Consider the following 16,931-nt stretch of genomic DNA (forward strand, 5'->3'; position numbering starts at 1 on the left):
CGCTCCGCTGCCCGCGCCCCCGGCATTGACCCGGCATTGACGCCAGGCAGGTGGCGCGGCATCGAAGAGCGCGAGGCCCGCCATGCCGCCCCGCCCCTGCGTATTCTGCAGCATCGCCCGGGGCGAAACGCCGGCCCACGTCGTGCTCGACGAGCCGGACGTCATGGCGTTCCTGGATCACCGCCCGCTCTTCCCCGGCCACTGCCTGCTCATCCCGCGCGCCCATCACGAGGTGCTCACCGACGTTCCGGCGTCGCTCGTCGGTCCGCTCTTCGCGACCGCGCAGCGCCTCGCGCGCGCCGTCGAGTCCGCGTGCTCTGCTGAGGGCTTCTTCGTCGCCATCAACAACCGCGTCAGTCAGAGCGTCCCCCACGTGCACATCCACGTGGTCCCGCGCCGTCAGAGGGACGGTCTCAAGGGCTTCTTCTGGCCTCGTTATAAATATGCGGGTGAGCACGAGATGTGCGGCCTTCGCGACGCCATCGTGACGGCATTGGCTGCGGGTTGAATTCTGTCGCTGGTACGGGTATTTGGACGTGGCGCCGTGCTGGCTCAGGCGCGAGACGTCCGTCCCAGATCGGGACATTCTGCCACACACGGTCTGCACCTCGTTGTGTCTTGCGACGAACCGAGACCGCTGCCAGGTTAGGGAATAGACAGGGCGCTTCCCTGGTTCCCGGGGCCGACAGCCTCTCACTCCTCGAACGATGCTGGCTCTCCGGTCATTTTTCCCTCGGATCGCGCTGCTCTTCATGCTGATCCTCGCCCCGGCTGCGCTGGGACGGGCGAATATCAGCATCATCGAAGCCGGCAACTCCGATGTTTCGGGATCGTTTCGTACCGGGGCCAGCGAGAACGACGCGGGGGCCCTCGAGGCCTTGCAGCCGCAGTTCCGCGACGGAGCGCATCGTTCGGTCGCCTCGCGACCGGCGCCGCGCGCGGGCGCGGCGCGGCCGCGCGCCGTTCTCGTCGCCGATCTGCGGCCTGTCCGCGTCCCGTCCCCCGTCCCCCACCCTCCCCTCCGTCGTCCTCCACCACGCTTCCTGAACTGACAGGCTAGCTCCGTGGCCGAGGCCGCTCGCGGTCCGGCTCGGAGTCGCTGGGATCGGAGGTGTTCATGACGATCGCCGCGCCGTATCGGCGCGGTCAACGAGAGGGTTTATTCCATGCAGAAGCTCGCTGACGGGTTGCACAAGTTCCATGCCGAGGTGTGCGCCACACATCAAGACCTCTTTCGCAACCTGGCGAGGGGTCAGCGGCCCGAGGCGCTGTTCATCACGTGCTCGGACAGCCGGATCAATCCGAACCTCATCACGCAGACCCAGCCCGGCGACGTCTTCATCGTACGCAACGTCGGCAACATCGTGCCGCCGTACGGCGCCAGCAACGGCAGCGAGTCCGCCGCGATCGAGTTCGCGGTCGCGCACCTCGGGATCAAGCACATCATCGTCTGCGGCCACACGCACTGCGGCGCGATGCGCGGGCTGCTCGATCTTGCGGGCCTCGACGAGCTGCCGGCGGTCAAAGGGTGGCTCCAGCACGCGGAGCTGACGCGCCGCCTGGTGCAGGAGAACTACCCGCACATCGAGGGGGAGGATCGACTGACGATCACGGTGGAGGAGAACGTGCTCGCCCAGATCGAGAACCTCCGGACGCACCCGACGATCCGCGCGCGGCTCGCGCGCGGCGATCTCTCTCTCTACGCCTGGGTCTTCAAGATCGAGACCGGACAGGTCTTTCAATTCGAAGCTTCGACCGGCCAGTTCGGGCCGATCGGTGACGCTGTGCCCCCATCGGCGCTGCCGGAGTCGACGGTCTACCGACGGGCCGTCTGAGCGCCTGTTCGTCGCCGATCCACGTCTTCACTCGAATCGAGAGGGCCCGTTCGATGCAGCTTCCGAATACCATCCATGCAGGCGCGGGGGTGAGTCCCGCCGGCGCCGTGACGCTTAGTTCCGAGAGCCCGGGTGCGAGCCGGGAGTCGCCGCCCGCGGAGAGCGCGCCGCCGCTCGACCCGCGCCTCACCGCGAACCTCAAGTACGACATCCCCGCCGGCCTCGTCGTCTTCCTCGTCGCCCTGCCGCTCTGCCTGGGCATCGCGCTCGCGTCGGGGGCCCCGCTCCTCTCCGGCATCGTGGCCGGCATCGTGGGCGGGCTCGTCATCCCGCTCGTGAGCCGCGCTCAGCTCAGCGTGAGCGGCCCGGCGGCGGGGCTCGCCGCCATCGTGCTCGCGGGCATCACCAGCCTGCAGAGCTTCCAGGCCTTCGCGATGGCCGTGGTGATCGGCGGCGTCCTTCAGCTCGGGCTCGGCGTGCTGAGGGCCGGCGCGATCAGCCATTTCTTCCCCTCCTCGGTCATCAAGGGGATGCTCGCGGCCATCGGCGTCCTGCTCATCCTGAAGCAGATCCCCCACGCCGTCGGCTTCGACAAGGACAACTTCGCCTCCGAGTCGTTCAAGGCCGACGGCGGCAACACCTTCACGATGCTCGGCCAGGCGGCGCAGGCCATCGAGTGGGGCGCGTTCCTCCTCAGCGCCGTCTGCCTCGCCATCCTGGTCGGGTGGGAGAAGTCGCGCCTCGCGAAGATCTCCTGGCTCCCCGCGCCCCTCGTCGCCGTGCTCGTCGCGACGCTCGGCAACGAGCTGTTCAAGACGGCGATCCCGTCGCTCGCCCTCGAGCAGAAGCACCTCGTGACGCTGCCCACGGGCGACCTGGTCAACGCGCTCCAGCTCCCCGACTGGTCGGCGATCCTGCGGCCCGAGGTGTGGGTGCTGGGCGTTACGCTCGCGATCGTGGCCAGCCTCGAGACGCTGCTCAACCTGGAGGCCGTGGATCGGATCGATCCGTGGCACCGCAAGTCGCCGCCGAACCGGGAGCTCGTCGCGCAGGGCCTCGCCAACATACTCTCCGGGTTCGCCGGCGGTCTCCCTGTCACGTCGGTCATCGTCCGCAGCAGCGCCAACACGAACGCCGGCGCGCGGACGCGGGTCTCCGCCTTCGCGCACGGCGCGCTCCTGCTGCTCGCGGTGGTCTTCGCGGCGGGGCTGCTCTCGCGCATCCCGCTCGCGTGCCTCGCGACGATCCTGCTCGTGACCGGCTACAAGCTGGCCAAGCCCAAGATCTTCGCCGAGATGCGCCAGCTCGGCTGGAACCACTTCATCCCGTTCGTGGTGACGATCGTGGCCATCGTGCTGACCGATCTCCTGAAGGGCATCGCCATCGGCCTCGCGGTCGGCGTCCTCTTCGTGCTGAGGACCCATATGTCCCGCGTCTTCGACGTGATCCACGAGGGGGCTCGCGTGACCATCCGGTTCAACAAGGCGGCCTACTTCTTCACCCAGGGCAACCTCGTCACGCTGCTCGAGCGACTGCCGAGCGACACCCACGTGGTCGTGGACGCCCAGGGGGTGTCGTACATCGACCACGACGTCGCGGAGCTCCTCCGGCGCTTCCAGCAGTCGGCGCATCGACGCAACATCCACGTCGAGCTCCGCGGCTTTTAGCGCGACACTCAGACACCTGCCCGTCCCCGCCCCCGCGCGACGAGCCCCCTCCCCGGGGGCCTCCCAGCGTTAACCAAGCTTCGCGCCGCGCTCTCCTACATCCGAACGTTCACGTTGGTGATCGATGGTGGGGTGAAGCGGGGCTTCGTGCCCTGAGCGTGACCGAACGAGCTCGGTTAACGCCTGGGCCCCGGGGGCACGCGAAAACAGCGGCTAATTTGGCCCGCCGAGCCGCCACGAGCGAAGCTGGTGGGATGCGCGCTGCTCTCGATTGGGCCAGGACGACGGGCGAGATTCTCACGCCACGGCTCGACGAGATCCGACGGAGACCACTCTGCTCGCTCCAGGGCTACAGCGGGCTGCACCGATCGTGCGGAGACGTGTACTTCCCGGCGTCGGTCGAGGAGCTGAGGGTGCTGTTCCGCATGGCGAAGCGGACAGGGCGCAGAATCACGTTCCGCGCCGGAGGCCAGTCGTTCGATGGCCAGGCGCTGAACGACGACATCGTGATCTCGATGCACCACTTCCGATCCATCGAGATCGACACGCAAGGAGCGCGGATGACCGTGGGCGCCGGCGCGACCTGGGGAGCCATCGCCCGCGCGCTCGCCGTCCGCGGCTTCGTGCCCTACACGGTCGTATCGACGAGCCACGCCACCGCGGGAGGCACGGTCTCGGGGGACTGTCTCTCGCGCTTCTCGGGCATCGCCAGCAAAGAGGGACACTACGTCGAGCGGCTCTCCCTCCTCTCCCTCGACGGACAGCTGCTCTCCCTCAGCCGCGATGAGGCGACGAGCGCGCTGTTCCACGCGGTGATCGGCGGGCTCGGCTACCTCGGCGCAGTGATCGATGTCACCTACCGCGTCGCGCGCGTCGCCCCGGCAGGGACGCCGATCCGGGTCGTCACCCAGGCGACGCGCTGCGCCTCGCTCGAGGAGCTCGCGACGGCGCTCCTCCCACGCGCGGAGCAGCTCCTGCACGCCGAGGGCGGCACCGCAGACGAGGACGGGTGGATCCCGGAGGCGCTCTTCTCCATCGCCTTCCACACCCTGGAGGGGAGCAGGAGCATGGTCCTCCGGTCGCGGTACGTCCCGGGGACCTCGCACGAGCTCCGCCCGCTGCTGATCCATCGCCCCCGGCACGTGCTCCGCGTCCCGATCGAGTGGCTGATGCGCGCCTCCGTGGTGAGCCGGGGCCTCTGGACGCTCATCGACCGCTTCCTCTTCGATGTCTCACGCCCGTACGTCGATGAGCTCATGGGCTACCTGTTCTTCATGGACGGCAACGTCCGCGCGAAGCGCATCGCGCAGACCCTCGGAATGCCCATGCTCACGGTGCAGCAAGCGTTCATGATCCCCTACGACCCGGGCGCCCAGGAGGACAGCCTGCGCCGGCTCGTCGATTTCCTGGGCAAGGTGGATGAGATCGCTACCCGAGACGGCATACCGCCGCTCCTGCTCGACGTGCTCCACATCCAGGGCGACCAGTTCCTCCTCTCGGCGAACCACGGAACCGACGGGTTCGCGGTGACGCTCGCGTTCGAGGCCTCGGAGGAAGAGAGCGCCCACCGGATCGGCCTCCGCCTCAGCGAGCTCAGCGCGCGCGCGCTCGAGCTCGGCGGCCGCGTCTACCTGGTGAAGAACGTCCACGCGACAGCGGAGCACCTCCGGGCGATGTACGCGCACGCGCTCCCGGAGTTCGTCCGCCTGAAGCGGCTCGTCGATCCCGACGGGCTCCTGCGCAACGAGTTCCTCGAGCGGGTGTTCCCCGCGCACTTCGGCGCGGCGCCACGGCCCGCCGGCCCGTGAGCACGGCGCGCCGAGGGACGGACACCCTCCCTGCTTTCCGGTGATTTCAAGGCGCGAGGACGCCGCTCGGGCTCACGAGAGACGGAACTGCGAGGGCGCAGCGAGAGAGAGAAGAACGCTCTCCGCGCCCGCCTCGCCCCGGTCTTCGCCGCCCGCCGAACAACGGCCCGGACAGCGGCTGGGAATCGGTGGTTGGGATCTTGCAGCTCTCGACATGAGCGACGTGAGCACGCGTTAGGACGCGTGGCGAACGCGCAGAGGACACGCGGAGGACGCCGGGGCCATGCATGGCAGTCAACAGCGGGATCAGCCCCTCCGTGCGCGCGGCGCGTACGGGTGGGCTCGACGCCTCTCAGGGGTGCTCACGCCGCTCGTCCCGCTGGCGGTCAGCGCGTGCCGCGGCGACTGCCCGCGCGTCGAGGCCTCGCAGCAGCGCGTCGAGGCCTCGCAGCAGCGCGTCGAGGCCTCGCAGCAGCGCGCCGAGGACACGCAGCAACGCGCCGGCGCGCCGGCGAGCCCGGCGGCGACCGCAAGGCCAGAGAAACGCGATAACCGGTCGAGCCGCGCGCCGACAGCCACCTCCGTCCCGGCGCCCTGGCTGCTCACCATCCAGCCGACCACGGGGGAGGGCGCGAGGATCGCGAGCATGGATATCCGCAGCTTCACGTCCCCGCTCCTGGAGCCGGGCGACGTCATCCTCGCCGTCGACGGGCGGCCGGTCCACTCGCTGGCAGGCCTCGAGGGCTACCTGCGCGCCCGCGTGCCCGGCGACATGGTGGTGCTCACCGTGCTCCGCAACGAGACCACGATCAACTATGCGATGCTCCAGGTGCCGACCGGCGACGCTCCGGCGCCCCCGTCAGCCGCGGCGACCAGGTCCAGAGGCGGCGGCTGACCGCCTCGCGTCCGCCCGCGGACCCGGCCCGGCGCGTGTTCGTCAGGGCGGCGGCGCGCGCTCGACGACGAGCGCCTCGATGCGCGCCGCGAGCGCCTCGATGTCCCCGTCCGTCGTGTGCGGGTTCATGATGACGAGGCGCAGCCACGACTCGCCGCGCAGCGTGGTTCGCGTGATGTAGAAGCTCCCCTCCTCCACGATCTGCCGCCGGACGCGATCCTGCGTCGCCGAGTCGCGGCCGATCCGGAAGCAGAGGATGTTGGCCTGCGGGGCGCCGAAGCACTCGAACGCCGGCCGGCGCGCGAGGAGGCCGTGGAAGCGCCGGGCGGCGTCGAAGAGGCGCTCGACGTGCGCGGACAGGCCGGCCTCGCCGACGAGGGCGAGGTTGAAGAACAGCTTGAGCGACAGCTGCGCCTTCGTGCACTCGAACGTGAGCTTGGACAGATCGACGCCCTGCCGCTCGTCGTCGCCGTGCAGGTACGGCGCGTACTGCTCGTAGGTGCCGGCGAGCGCGGCGGGATCCCTGACGAGGACCGCGCAGGCCAGCGTCGATGTGCCGAGCATCTTGTGCATGTCGCAGACCAGCGAGTCGGCGAGCTCGACGCCGTCGAGCAGGTCCCGGTAGCGCTCGGTGAAGCGCGCCGCCGCGCCGTGGGCGCCGTCGACGTGGAGCCAGAGCCCCTCCCGCCGGCAGAAGGCGCCGATCTCCCGCAGCGGGTCGAAGGCCCCGTTCGGCGTCGCGCCCGCGTTGGCCACCACGGCGAGCACACGCTTGCCCGCCCGCTTCACCTCCTCGTACGCCCGCGAGAGCGCCCGCGGGACGATCCGCAGCGCGTCGTCCACGGCGACCTTCACGACGGCATCGACGCCGAGGCCCATGATGGCGGCGGCGCGCGCGACCGAATAATGCGCCGCCTCCGAGGCGAGCAGGACGAGGCCGGGCGGGACGCCCGCCTTGAAGCTCCCCGGGGCGACGCGCTCCCTGCACGCGAGCAGCGCGCTCAGGTTGCCCAGGCTCCCGCCGTGGGTGATGACGCCGTCGCCCTCGGCGCCCCAGCCGATCTTGCCCCGCATCCAGCGGAGGAGCCCGCGCTCGATCGCGGTCCCGGCAGGCCCCATTTCATAGACGGCCATGCCGTTGTTCAGGACGCCGTGCACGAGGTCGGCGAGCGACGACGACAGCATCGGCACGGCCACCTGGTGACCGAAGTAGCGGGGGTGGTGCAGCCGGTTGCTGTTGTCGAGGACGGTGGCGACGAGGGCGGCGAGATCCGCGCCGCCGTGCGCGACCGTGCGATCGAAGTCGAGCGCGGCGAGGATCTCCTCGATCGATCGCTGCACCAGCACCGGCCCTTCCCGGCGCTGCGCCCTGCGCACGTGATCCGCGAGCAGCGCGCCCAGGCGGGCCGCCTCGCGCTCGAGGAAATCGGGGGAGAGCGCGGTCGTCAGCGCGTCCTTCATCGCGTTCGCGCTCCTCGCCCTCTGCCGGGCGCCTTGTCGCCGCCTCGCCGGCCGCTCAGGAACGCGAACGCCTCGTCGACCTGCTCGTCGGTCATCGCGTGCCCAGCGCGCGGCTTGCCGAGCGACCTCGATGGCCACTTCAGCCTGCGGAGCATCTTCGCGAGCGCCACCTGGTCCTTGTGCGCCGGGTCCTTCCCGCCCCAGCCGACGAACACCGGCGCGCGCAGCTTCGTCTGCGCGCCCGCTCGCTGCAGGTAGCGCGCGCCCGAGCCGCCTGCGAACGCCGCGTAGCCGTCGACCGGCAGCCGCCCGCGCATCGCCAGCGACGTCGCGTAGTACGCGCCGTTCGAGAACCCGAACACGAGCACCCGCTCGAAGCGCGCGCCCGCGCGCCGCTCGAGCTCCGCGCGCGCCGCGTCCCACTCGGCGAGCAGGGCGTCCTCGTGAGCCGTCTGCGCGGCGGAGGCGGTGGGCCAGCACCACCAGTCTTCCATCGATTTTGGCATCGATTTTGGCATCGATTTTGGCATCGATTTTGGCATCGATTTTGGCATCGATTTTGGCATCGATTTTGGACCGATACCGCGCCGGCCACGCGGCATCATCACGGCGGCCCCGTGCCGGGCGCCGGCCCGCGCCGCGCCCCGCTGCTGCGCCCACTGCCACCCGGAATCGGGCTGGACGACGCCGTGCAGGAAGATCACGAGCACCCGCGGGCCAGGCGCCGGCCTGGCCGGCAGGAAGGCGCACACCTCACCGGGCAGCGACGCGAGCTCGGGCGCACACCAGCGCGCCGCCGCCGGGTCCTGCGGGGATGCGGCCGCGCTCGCCGCGGGCGCGGCCGCAGGGGGCGCGCTCGCCGCGGGTGCTGCTGCGGAAGGAGCGCTCGCCGCGGGCGCGGCCGCAGGGGGCGGCGAGCTGGTCCCGTCGCCGTTGGCCGAGGCGGATGCGCCCGCGGCCAGGAGCGCGGCCAGGGACAGCACCGTCACGAGCGAGCGCATGGGCGCGCAGTACCATGTCCGCGCTTCCGCCGGGAATACCCCTCACCGCCTCTCGTTTGCGTCTTTGCCCCGCGTCCTGGCGTCGAGCGCTCGCCGCCGGCGGTGGGTTCAGCGCGGGCCGCGCGGCGTCAGAGCCGCACCTCGACGCCCGCGCCGGACGCGCTCAACCACGGCATCACGGAGCCCGCCTTGGTCGTGCTCGGCGCGCGCTCCTTCAGCAGCAGGTAGAGCCCGACGCCCACGGTCGCGACGCCGGCGACGCCGAGGACGTCGCCGGCGATCCCCTTGGCCCGCGCAGCGCCCGCGTCCGCGCCCGTGCTCGAGCGCGCATCCCCTGCCTGTTTCAGGCCCGAGAGCCCGAGGATGGCTCCGCCGGCGAAGAGCGCGCCGCCCGCGCCCAGGACGACGAGCGGGAGCGTCCGGCTCGATGATGCATCGGCAGCGCCGGCCACGGGAGGCAGACCGCCCCCGGCAGCCGAGGCTTGCCTCGTCTCGGTCGTGGCTCGCGCCAGGGCGATCGGGACCTCGACCGAGCTGCCCGCGCCGACGCTGAACCGGGCGACCGCGGCGCGGAACCCCGGAGCGCTCGCCGCAATCTCGTGAGCGCCCGGGTCCAGCTCGATGACCTGCCCAGGGGCCGCGCTCAGCGGCCTCCCGTCCATGGTCAGCGTCAGCCCGCCGATCTCGGCGGGCCTGACGGCGATCGTCGCTCGGCCGATGCGCCCCTCGAGCGCTGCGACCGCCTCGCGCGCCGGCACGACGTAGGGAGAGGTCGTCGGCGTCGGCGGCTCGACCAGGAATGCGCGAAAGCTGGCGAGCGCCTCGACGAGGTGCCCGATCTCCTTCTGCGCGACGCCGAGGCTGTAGCGCGTGAGGGGAGCCGCCTTGATCTGGAGCGATCGGGCATACAGCGCGCGCGCCTCCTCCCAGCGCCCCTGCTTCGCCAGCTTGGCCCCCTGGACGAACAGCACGCGCGCGGACTCCACATCGCCCGCGCCCTGCGCCGACGCGGGAAGCGTGGCTGCGGCCATGAGCAAGGCCGCGGCGAGCGCGACGCCGAGGCGCGCGGAGCGCGGTGCGGGGCGCGCGCTCATGAGCAGTCTCCTCGCCGGCACTTCGTACCAGCGGGGCATCGGTTGCCACAGGCGCCGCAATGAGCGTCGTTGTTCCACAGGTTGGTCTCGCAATGATGCGCCGCGTCCCCGTCGCAATCGGCGTAATGGCCATTGCAGGTCGTCTCGGTGTCTGCGCCGCTGCTCGCTGCAGCGCCTCCCGCGCCGCTCCAGCCGCTCGCGCCCTCGCCTCCCGCGCCGCTCCCGCCAGCGCCGCCTCCGCTGCCGTCGCCTCCGCTGCCGTCGCCTCCCGCGCCGCTCCCACCAGCGCCGCTCCCGCTGCCGTCGCCTCCCGCGCCGCTCCCACCAGCGCCGCTCCCGCTGCCGTCGCCTCCCGCGCCGCTCCCACCAGCGCCGCTTCCGCTGCCGTCGCCTCCGCCGACGCTCGCGCCAGGACCGCTACCGCCGCTAGCGCCAGCGCCGCTCCCATCGCTCGCACCAGCGCCGCTTCCGCTGCCCTCGCCTCCACCGACGCTCGCGCCAGGACCGCTCCCGCTGCTGGGGTCAGGGCCGCTCCCGCTGCTGGGGTCAGGGCCGCTCCCGCTGCTGGGGCCAGCGCCGCTCCCGCTGCTGGGGCCAGCGCCGCTCCCGCTGCTGGGGCCAGGGCCACTCCCGCTGCTCGGGCCAGCGCCGCTTCCGCTGCTCGGGCCAGCGCCGCTCCCGCTGCTTGTCGCGCTCTCGTCGCCACCGCTGCCCACGGTGGTCCTGCTCGTGCTCGCGCCGCTGCTCCCGATGAGATCGCCCCCGCCACGCCCGTCGCCCACCTGGTCCTCGAGCCCTCCAGCGCCCTCTGTTTCGTCGGCCTTGTCGGACAGCTCCTCGCTGATCAGAGCGGAGCAGCCTCCCGGCCCGAGCGCCGCTGCAGCGAGCGTGACCAGGAGGAGCATCAGATCGCCAGAACCACGAAGGGAGCGGTGCTTCACCCCGGGAGTGCGCATGACCACCTCAGAAGTCGGGCGCCGCCGGCAGCGGCATGGACGTGGAGACAGGCCGCGGACGCGGCGACGCAGCTCGCTGAGCGCGCGGCGCGATCCGTTGGCTGGCCGGCTCGGCCCCCTGAGCGCGCGGCTCCGCAGGCGCTGGCAAGAGCTCAGCCCATGGATCGCTCGGCTCCTCCCACGGATCGCTCTGCTCGTCCCGCTCGGCAGGCGCGCTGTCCGCCGCCGCACCCCTCACGGCCATCTCGGAAGCAGCCGCGCGTCGCGCGCCGGCATCGGGGGGCGCGACGCCGATGGAGGACGCAGCGGACGCCGTCCCCCGCAGCGCTTCCGACGCGCCCAGAGCGACGGCAGGAGCAACCGCCATGACCGCCGGCCGAGCGGTGCCCGCGCTCGCGCTCCCACCCCGCGCGCTCAGCCCCAGGACGACCACCAGAGGCGCGGCGAAGGCGAGGACCCCGGCCACGAGCGCCTTCGGGAGCCACGGCGAGGCCGTGAGCCCGAGCCGAGCTCCGCGCCATGCCTCGGCCATCTTGATGGTGCCGCCCCGGCGCGCGACGGGCGTGGCCGCCGGCGTCGGCAGCGCGCCCGGCGCCTCCCGCGCGCCGGCCGGGCGCTGCGCCGCCATCTCCGCCCCGGAGGCCGCGCCCGCAGGCGCGGCGATCGGAGCCGCCTTCTCCGCCGCGAGCGGCGGCTCGGCCCCTCGCGCGAGCCACTGGTGTGCGAGCGACGTGCCCGCCACGTCCGCCGTCACCCCGCGCTCGACCGCCCAGGCGGCAAGCGCGCGGCCGAGCGCGCGCATGCTGGGCCATCGATCGGCCGGCGATTTGGCCAGCCCGCGCTGGAGGATCGCCCACAGCGCCTCGTCGCCGGCGCCGAGCTCTGTCGTCGGCGCCGGCTCCTTGCTGAAGATCGCCACGATCACCGCGCTCAGCGTCTCCCCGCTGAACGGCCGCCGCCCGGTGATCAGCTCGTACATCACCACGCTGAACGCCCAGACGTCGGTCTGCTCCCCGACGTCCAGCTGGCCGTCGGCCTGCTCCGGCGACATGTACTCCGGGCTGCCGACGATCATCCCTCGCTGCGTGATCGCAGGGCTCGCCGCGTTGGCGAGCTTGGCGATGCCGAAGTCGACGACCTTCGGGACGTGGCCGCCCGCGCCGTCGGGCACGATGAGGATGTTGGCAGGCTTGACGTCGCGATGGACGATGCGCTGCGCGTGGGCCGTCGCGAGCGCACACGCGACCGGCAAGAGCATCTGGACCGCCTGCTCCGCCGGCACCCGGCCCCTCGCCTCCAGCCAGCTCGAGAGCGGCGTGCCCTCGAGCAGCTCCATCACCAGGAACGGCTCGCCCGCGTCGGTCTCGCCGAAATCGAACACGCGCACGATCGCCGGATGGCCGAGCTTCGCCGTCGCGCGCGCCTCCCGGAGCAACCGCTCGGCGGCGTGGCCGTCGAGCTGCTCCTCGTGGAGCACCTTGATCGCCACGTCGACGTCGAGCCAAAGGCTGCGCGCACGCCACACCGTGCCCATGCCCCCCGCGCCCAGCCGGCCCACGATCTGGTACTTGCCCGCGAGGACCTCGCCCACGGCGCGCTCCCTCTGCGGCGATCCACGGACGCTCGACGAGACGCCGCCCGTGCTCTCATCGCCTCTCCCGGCGAGCGCGAGCCATCCGCTCTGGCCGGGGACATGGTGCTCGTCCATCATGGGTCGCCCTCCTGGAAAGCAAGCGGCGAACCAGGAGCCGTCTCCTCACCTCCGCGGGCGCCTGCGCGAACCCCCAGCCCACGTCCTGCCGCGCGCGCAGCGTCCGGCGAGCTCGACGCTCGCCCGCGCGCCCTCGGGACGAGACGACAAGACGAGCACGGATTCCCCTTTCCGGCCGGGAATCGGCCGCGCGCATCGGTCACGCTGGGGCAATTTGCACCAAGGCATTGCGCGGAGGAGCGAGGCGCCCGCCATGATGCTCGGCAACGCCTCGCTCCTGGCCTCATCGATTCGATCCGGGGATCGTCGGATCGATCCCAGCGAGCGCGCGCAGCGCCCGGGGCCGCGCAGCTGCGCTCTCAATCGTGCAGGCGCACCGCGGTCTGTCTCGTCAGGACGGCGGCCGAGTGTCCCGCATGCAGCGTGTACACGCCGGGCTCCACCTGCCATCGGCCTGCCGCCCAGTGCGCGAAGGCCCGCGGCTCGATGGTGACGGCGACGTCGACCGTCTGATCGGGCTCGGCCTCGACGGACGCGAAGCCGGCCAGCCAGACCGCGGGGCGCTCGATCTCCGAGTCCGGCCGCGACAGGTAGAGCTGGACCACGTGGCGCCCGCGGCGCGTGCCGACGTTGCGCACGCGCACCCGCGCCTCGACCGCCGCGCCGGCGACGACGCTCGGCGCTTCCACGTCGAGGATCTCCCACCGCGTGTAGCCCAGGCCGTGCCCGAACGGGTAGGCCGGGGTGACGCCTGCGCGCGCCCAGGCCCGGTACCCGATGTGCAGGCCCTCGGCATAGACCAGCTTGCCGTTCTCGGGCTTCGTCGAGAGCACGGGCACGTCCTCCGCGCGCGCGGGCCAGGTCGTGGGCAGGCGGCCGCCGGGCTCCACGGCGCCGAGCAGCACGTCGGCGACGGCGGTGCCGAACTCCTGGCCCGGGAACCACGTGAGGAGCACCGCGGCCACCTCGTCGCGCCACGGCGTGGTCACCGGCCCGCCGGAGTTCACCAGCACGATCGTCCGGGGGCTCACGGCCGCGACGGCGCTGATCAGCTCGTCCTGGCGGCCGGGGAGCCCGAGCGTGCTCCGGTCGAAGCCCTCGCTCTCGATCGCCTCGGTGGTGCCGACGACCACGATCGCGACGTCGGCGGAGCGCGCGAGCTCCACGGCGCGCGCCAGCTCCTCCTCGTCGGACAGCGCCGGAACCTCGGCGCCCAGGGAGAACGCCACCGCGAGCGTGCCCACGGGGACGGTGTGCGTCAGGGCGAGATCGATCTCCTGGCCGGCGGCCAGGGACAGCTCGGCCGCCCGCTGCGGCGGGGCGAGCAGGGCCGCGGCGATGTCGTCCTTGTCCGGCAAGACCGCCTCGTCGAAGAGGACCTGCCCGCCGGCGGTGAGGCGGTAGACGCCCACGCCGGCCACGCCGATCCGGTAGAGCCCGGCCTCGGCGGCGCGGAACCGCGCCGTCACCTCGATCGTCGCGGCCTCGTTCGCGCGCTGATCCCCGATGAACGTGAGGCGCCCGACGTCGCGGTGCTCCTCGTGCAGGACGCCGCCCTTCGCGTCGAGGAGCCGCACGTGGACGCCGTGCTGGCCGCTCACGGGGTCGACGACCTGGTCCCCGGCCACCGGCACGAGCCCTTCGTGGATGCGGGTGCCGACGGCGTGGAGCACCTCGGCGCGCCGGCCGAGCGCGGCGCGCAGCCCGTCCAGGGGCGAGACCGCGTAGTGCGGGTGGACGCTGGCGCTGCCGCCGCCCTGGATCCGCCCCGCCGCGGCGCTCGGGCCGATCACGGCGATGCGCCGCAGGCTGGTCGCGTCGAGCGGGAGCGCGTCGCCCTGGTTGCGCACGAGCACCATGCCGGCCGCGGCGGCCTCGCGGGCGAGCGTCCCGGCCGCGGCGCTGGAGAGCGGGGCCGGGGCGGGCGCGGCCGGCGCGACGCCCTCGAGGGCGCCGACCCGGGCGGCGAGGCGCAGCAGGCGGCGGACCTTGTCGTCGATGGCCTTCTCGGGCACCGCGCCGCGGCGGACGGCGGCGACGAGCGCCGCGCCCCAGGGCCCTCCCGGGCCCGGCATGGCGAGGTCCAGCGCCGCGCGCGCCGCGGCCTCGGTGGAGCGGGTCGCGGTCCAGTCGGAGACCACGACGCCGTCGAAGCCCCACTCGTCCTCGAGCGGCGACGCGAGCAGCGCGCTCTCCGTCAGGGTCACCCCGTTGACGGCGTTGTACGAGGCCATCACGAGCCACGCGCCCGCGCCGGTGATCATCCGCTCGAAGGGCGCGAGGTAGAGCTCGCGCAGCGTGCGCTCATCGACCCGGACGTCGACCGTGAACCGCTCGGTCTCCGAGTCGTTGGCGACGTAGTGCTTGGGCGTGGCGCCGACGCCGTGGTCCTGCAGCCCTCGGACGTAGGCGGCGCCGATCCGGCCGGTCAGCAGGGGATCTTCCGAGAAGCACTCGAAGTGCCTGCCGCCGAGCGGGCTGCGGTGCAGGTTGACGGTCGGCCCCAGGACGACGTCGACGCCCTTGCGCCGCGCCTCCGACGCCAGCGCGGCGCCGACGCGCTCCAGCAAGGCCTCGTCCCATGTGGCCGCGAGGGCGGTGGAGGAGGGGAGGCACACCGAGGGGTCGCGCTCGTCCCAGCGCTCGCCGCGCACGCCGACCGGGCCATCCGAGACGACCATGCGGCGCAGGCCGATCGCGGGCTCGGGGTGCGTGCTCCAGAAGTCGGCGCCCGTGAGCAGGCGGACCTTCTGCTCGAGCGACAGCGCGGCGAGGGCGTCCGCCACGCGCCGTTCGACGGCCTCGGGCAGGTGATCGGTCTTCTGGGGGCGAGCGGAGTGCGAGTCAGCGACGGCCATGAACCCTCCTGGAAGCGCGGAGGCGCCGTCGAGGCGGCGCCGCGCACGGGACTACCATGGTCGAGGAAACACCAGCTTCACAGGAGAGTCACGGTCGCCGAAAGCTCACGCTCGCCACGAGCCGTGGAAGCTGCCGAGAGGAGCACCGCGCGCGCCTCGGCGGCGCTCCGGCCGGCGCGCGCTCGCGAGCGGGCGGGCGTCGCGGTGGTCGAGGGCGCGCCGCCCGTTGCGCGGGGGTGGGAACGGCGCGATGCTCGCCGTCCCTCGAGCGAGGCCGCTGCCATGAGCCTCTCCACCGTGCTCCGCGTCCTCGGCCGCAAAGACGGCGAGGTCCACAGCGTGTTCCGCGCCGGGTCGCGCGTGTACGGCACCGCGTCCGCGACGTCGGACGAGGATTTCGTCGCCGTCCTCGCGCGGCGCGACGCGCGGCAGGACCTCGCCTTTGCGCCGGGCGTCAACGTCGTCGTCCACGGCCTCGACACCTTTCGCGACGCCATCGCCGAGCACAGCGTCTTCGCGCTCGAGTGCCTGTTCCTGCCGCCCGAGCACCGGCTCAGGGAAGGAAGGCCGCCCTTCCCGTTCAAGCTCGACAGGAAGAAGCTCGCCGCGTCGGCCGCGAGCCGCTCCGCGTCCGACTTCAAGAAGGCCGGCGCCCGCTTCGACGACGAGCCGGAGGCCTCGAAGAAGAAGCTCTTCCACGCCCTCCGGGTGCCGCTCTTCGCCGTGCAGATCGCCGAGTCCGGCGTCCTCCACGATTACGGCGCCGCGAACCCGTACTGGCGCGAGATCGTCGCGGACGAGCGCCTCGACTGGGAGGAGTACCGCAGGGCCTACGGCCCGATCCGCGAGGGCCTCTGCGATCGGCTCGCGGCGCTGGCCTCACGGCGGTGACGCGAAGGCCGGCGCCGGCCCCGGGGCGAGGCGCTGAGGCCGGATCTCCTGGTGCATCCAGTGCTCGTCCGTCTGCACGTGCCCGCGCCGCACCCACTTGGCGAGCCGCCGCTGGAACGCCGCGTCCGGGAACTCGCCGGCGGCCCGCACCACCACGCCCTCGCGCGGGCCGCCGAACGCGGAGGGCTCGCGCGCGAGCGCGGTCGTCAGCGCCTCGAGCTCGCGCTCGCCCTCGACGGTGCCCCGGAACAGGACAGGCACCGTGGGGAGCCCGAGATCGTTCGCCTGGGCCACGACCATGTCCCACTCCCAGAAGAGGCCCCGCGCGTCGTCCCGCACGCCGAAGACCAGCGAATACCCCGGGAGCGCCTCGTACTCGATGGAGTGGATCGCATAGCAATACTCGCAGAAGAGCGACATGCCCTCCGAGAGCAGGTGCGCGATGCTCGCGTGCGTGGCCTTCGCGAGGTCGAAGCTCGGGTGGGACGGAGGGCCCGAGTGCGAGCGGGAGAAGACGCTCGCCCGCGTGTACGTGAGGTTGCTCCCGTCGCACTTCTCGGTGATGACGATCTCGACGCCGAGCAACCCCGACACGTCTGCCATCCTCTTGTCGTCGGACGTTCCGCCGGGGGACCACGGCAGGTGGAACGAGCGAGGGTATTTGGCGGACATGGCGGTGCCAGGGTAGCACCGGCGTCCCGGAGCGGACATGCTACGGCCCTCACGCGCGCGGCGCCGAACGCGGAGCCGATCG

General features: G+C 72.5%; 14 protein-coding genes. 7 read left to right on the top strand and 7 right to left on the bottom strand.

What is annotated here, in order from left to right:
* Positions 1-82: 82 nt before the first annotated feature.
* The 6 genes from WME73_RS38080 to WME73_RS38105 all read left to right on the top strand — a co-directional run bounded on the left by WME73_RS38080 (position 83) and on the right by WME73_RS38105 (position 6,205).
* Positions 83-508: an HIT family protein gene (locus WME73_RS38080; RefSeq protein ID WP_437912769.1), complete on the top strand. Its 426-nt coding sequence runs from the start codon at positions 83-85 to the stop codon at positions 506-508.
* A gap of 244 nt (positions 509-752) precedes the next feature.
* Complete coding sequence (locus WME73_RS38085) at positions 753-1,052, top strand: hypothetical protein (protein WP_437912771.1); 300 nt, start codon at positions 753-755, stop codon at positions 1,050-1,052.
* A 114-nt stretch (positions 1,053-1,166) separates the two neighbouring features.
* Positions 1,167-1,835: a carbonic anhydrase gene (locus WME73_RS38090; protein ID WP_437741193.1), complete on the top strand. Its 669-nt coding sequence runs from the start codon at positions 1,167-1,169 to the stop codon at positions 1,833-1,835.
* A 107-nt stretch (positions 1,836-1,942) separates the two neighbouring features.
* Complete coding sequence (locus tag WME73_RS38095; protein ID WP_437912772.1) at positions 1,943-3,502, top strand: SulP family inorganic anion transporter; 1,560 nt, start codon at positions 1,943-1,945, stop codon at positions 3,500-3,502.
* Positions 3,503-3,756: 254 nt separating this feature from the next.
* Positions 3,757-5,310, top strand: a complete 1,554-nt coding sequence (locus WME73_RS38100; protein WP_437741195.1) for an FAD-binding oxidoreductase — start codon at positions 3,757-3,759, stop codon at positions 5,308-5,310.
* Between the two features lie 283 nt (positions 5,311-5,593).
* Positions 5,594-6,205 (top strand): PDZ domain-containing protein, encoded by a 612-nt coding sequence (locus WME73_RS38105; protein WP_437912773.1) that lies wholly within the window; start codon positions 5,594-5,596, stop codon positions 6,203-6,205.
* A 42-nt stretch (positions 6,206-6,247) separates the two neighbouring features.
* On the opposite strand, the gene WME73_RS38110 is transcribed toward WME73_RS38105, so the two are convergent.
* The 6 genes from WME73_RS38110 to WME73_RS38135 form a co-directional block, all read right to left on the bottom strand.
* Positions 6,248-7,666 carry a pyridoxal phosphate-dependent decarboxylase family protein gene (locus tag WME73_RS38110; RefSeq protein WP_437852474.1) on the bottom strand — a complete coding sequence of 473 codons (1,419 nt, stop codon included), beginning with the start codon at positions 7,664-7,666 and terminating at the stop codon, positions 6,248-6,250.
* A complete protein-coding gene (locus WME73_RS38115) occupies positions 7,663-8,667 on the bottom strand; it encodes an alpha/beta hydrolase (RefSeq protein ID WP_437912774.1) in 1,005 nt (334 codons plus the stop codon). Before WME73_RS38115 ends, WME73_RS38110 begins: the two co-directional genes overlap by 4 nt.
* A 128-nt stretch (positions 8,668-8,795) precedes the next feature.
* Positions 8,796-9,761 carry a PEGA domain-containing protein gene (locus tag WME73_RS38120; protein WP_437912775.1) on the bottom strand — a complete coding sequence of 322 codons (966 nt, stop codon included), beginning with the start codon at positions 9,759-9,761 and terminating at the stop codon, positions 8,796-8,798.
* A complete protein-coding gene (locus WME73_RS38125; RefSeq protein WP_437912777.1) occupies positions 9,758-10,717 on the bottom strand; it encodes a hypothetical protein in 960 nt (319 codons plus the stop codon). Before WME73_RS38125 ends, WME73_RS38120 begins: the two co-directional genes overlap by 4 nt.
* A 7-nt stretch (positions 10,718-10,724) precedes the next feature.
* A complete protein-coding gene (locus tag WME73_RS38130; protein WP_437912778.1) occupies positions 10,725-12,428 on the bottom strand; it encodes a protein kinase domain-containing protein in 1,704 nt (567 codons plus the stop codon).
* 359 nt (positions 12,429-12,787) lie between these two features.
* The gene (locus WME73_RS38135) at positions 12,788-15,286 is read right to left on the bottom strand and encodes a beta-glucosidase (protein WP_437912779.1); all 2,499 of its coding nucleotides are present in this window, start codon (positions 15,284-15,286) and stop codon (positions 12,788-12,790) included.
* 282 nt (positions 15,287-15,568) lie between these two features.
* Here WME73_RS38135 and WME73_RS38140 point away from each other — a divergent pair, with 282 nt between their 5' ends.
* A complete protein-coding gene (locus WME73_RS38140) occupies positions 15,569-16,177 on the top strand; it encodes a hypothetical protein (protein WP_437912780.1) in 609 nt (202 codons plus the stop codon).
* On the opposite strand, the gene WME73_RS38145 is transcribed toward WME73_RS38140, so the two are convergent.
* Positions 16,166-16,849, bottom strand: coding sequence for an RNA ligase family protein (locus WME73_RS38145; RefSeq protein WP_437741204.1), 684 nt, complete (start codon positions 16,847-16,849; stop codon positions 16,166-16,168). The genes WME73_RS38140 and WME73_RS38145 overlap by 12 nt on opposite strands.
* Positions 16,850-16,931: the final 82 nt, after the last annotated feature.

The sequence above is a fragment of the Sorangium sp. So ce302 genome (assembly GCF_051530145.1).
Classification (GTDB): Bacteria; Myxococcota_A; Polyangia; order Polyangiales; family Polyangiaceae; genus Sorangium; species Sorangium cellulosum_B.